Origin of the sequence: Thalassolituus sp. UBA2009 (assembly GCF_002335285.1) — a bacterium.
GTDB lineage: Bacteria > Pseudomonadota > Gammaproteobacteria > Pseudomonadales > Oceanobacteraceae > Venatoribacter > Venatoribacter alkanivorans.
Genome location: NZ_DDCJ01000129.1, coordinates 1,298 through 2,830, shown reverse-complemented (window position 1 = coordinate 2,830; position 1,533 = coordinate 1,298). Strand labels below are relative to the sequence as shown.

Sequence of the window (1,533 nt, the reverse complement as noted above, 5' to 3'; positions counted from 1 at the left end):
AGTCTCAGCACGTCAATCAGCCAGGATGGGCAGGGTAATTCGGCTTTCAGTCTGCAGGCTTCGGCTCAGCAAAACTGGAGTATGGAAGTGAATGGCAGCCTGAGTGATGCCGAGCGGACGGCGCTGGCTGGCCTGTTTGATGATGTACAGTCACTGAGTGAGCGTTTCTTTGCCGGTGATATCGGTGCGGCATTGGGACAGGCAATGGACCTTGGCTTTGATGGCAGCCAGCTGGCGGCGATGAGTCTTAATCTGACTCAGCAAACGGTTGCGACCTCAACCAAAGCCTATGCCAGTGTTCAGCCGCAGTTGCCTACACCAGAGCTGGAATCGCTGAAAGCACCGCTGGCGTCTTATGTGGATGCTTATATGGCTGCGCTGGAAAAGGCCAGACCTCTGGCTGATGCTCCGCAGACTTTGCAGGATCTGGTGAATCAATTGTTGCCGGAAGAAGAACGCTTACCGGTCTGGAATTCTTTCCATGAAGGGTTGAATTCACTGCTTGCTAACAAAGCCTGACAGTCGTTTTCTTTTCTCCGCTTCTCAGGGGCAGACTTTTTGTCATGCCCCGGTGCTAACCGCTATACTTCCCCTGTCTGTTTTTACTGGAACTGCCTGATGGCTCTGGTTTTATTTGGCACAGAGGCCTGTCATCTGTGTGAGCTGGCACAAGCTGTTATTGTGAATGTCGCCGGCCAGATTTCCCTCGATGTTTATGTCGAAGATATTGCTGAAACAGAAGCGTTGGTGGAACGCTATGGTTTGCGAATTCCGGTGCTGCTGAATGAACAAAGCGGGGCTGAACTTGACTGGCCCTTCGATGAGACGCAACTGCTGAATTGGCTGCAGAGCAGCGCTCAACCTGAACTAATTTCTGAATAAAAGGATGATTACCATGCGGATTTTATCTGGACTGATCCTGGCTTCGCTGGCGCTGTTACAAGGCTGCTCCAGCAATCAGCTGTCACCCACCGGAGAGGCGGTTTATTACGCGCTGCAGACTGATACCACGCTGCGCACCTGGGTCGATGCCTGTGATGATGTCAGCGCCAAAGCCAAGCAGGCGGCCTATACCGCGAAGCAAAACTGGTGGCAGCGTAACGGTGCTTTTGTCGAGAGCGCCGATTTTGGACTGGCCTACGATATTATTCATGTAACCGATGACCGTACTGAAACCGGTGCCCGCATGGCGATGGCCCTGACCTGGCAGGTGGTTGAGACGGCAGAGGCCGAAGTGCAGGAATTGCTGAGTGCCAGTGGTGATAAAGAAGACCTCTGTTTACGGGTGTTATCACAATATAACCAGGGCGAACGCGACCTGCGCAGTCAGGATAAAGTGTACGAATCACTGGTAAATTTACAGCGACGCTCACAGCGTGATGGTACGGATCTGAATTTAAAGCGTGCGGCCGTTGAGCAAAAAACCGGAAAAGTGTATGGCCGCTCTTTTTATGTGGTAGAAAAAATGGCGAAGCGCAATGGTTGTTCCGGTGCAGAAGTTCACCTGCTGAAAAATGCCTGGCCGCATGAGGT

The 1,533-nt window shown here is 52.3% G+C and carries 3 protein-coding genes; all 3 read left to right on the top strand.

All coding sequences use genetic code 11. From position 1 onward, the window contains the following. On the top strand, positions 1-519 hold a 519-nt coding region (locus B3P58_RS15660), incomplete at its 5' end, for a hypothetical protein (protein ID WP_286718943.1). Between the two features lie 99 nt (positions 520-618). Continuing rightward, a complete protein-coding gene (locus B3P58_RS15655; protein ID WP_145469440.1) occupies positions 619-882 on the top strand; it encodes a glutaredoxin family protein in 264 nt (87 codons plus the stop codon). A gap of 13 nt (positions 883-895) precedes the next feature. Beyond that, the coding region (locus B3P58_RS15650; RefSeq protein WP_286718942.1) for a hypothetical protein at positions 896-1,533 on the top strand (638 nt) is incomplete at its 3' end.

Bases quoted from the DNA above. Each gene is read 5' to 3' on its own strand.
- B3P58_RS15655 (WP_145469440.1), top strand. From the start codon at position 619: ATGGCTCTGGTTTTATTTGGCACAGAGGCCTGTCATCTGTGTGAGCTG.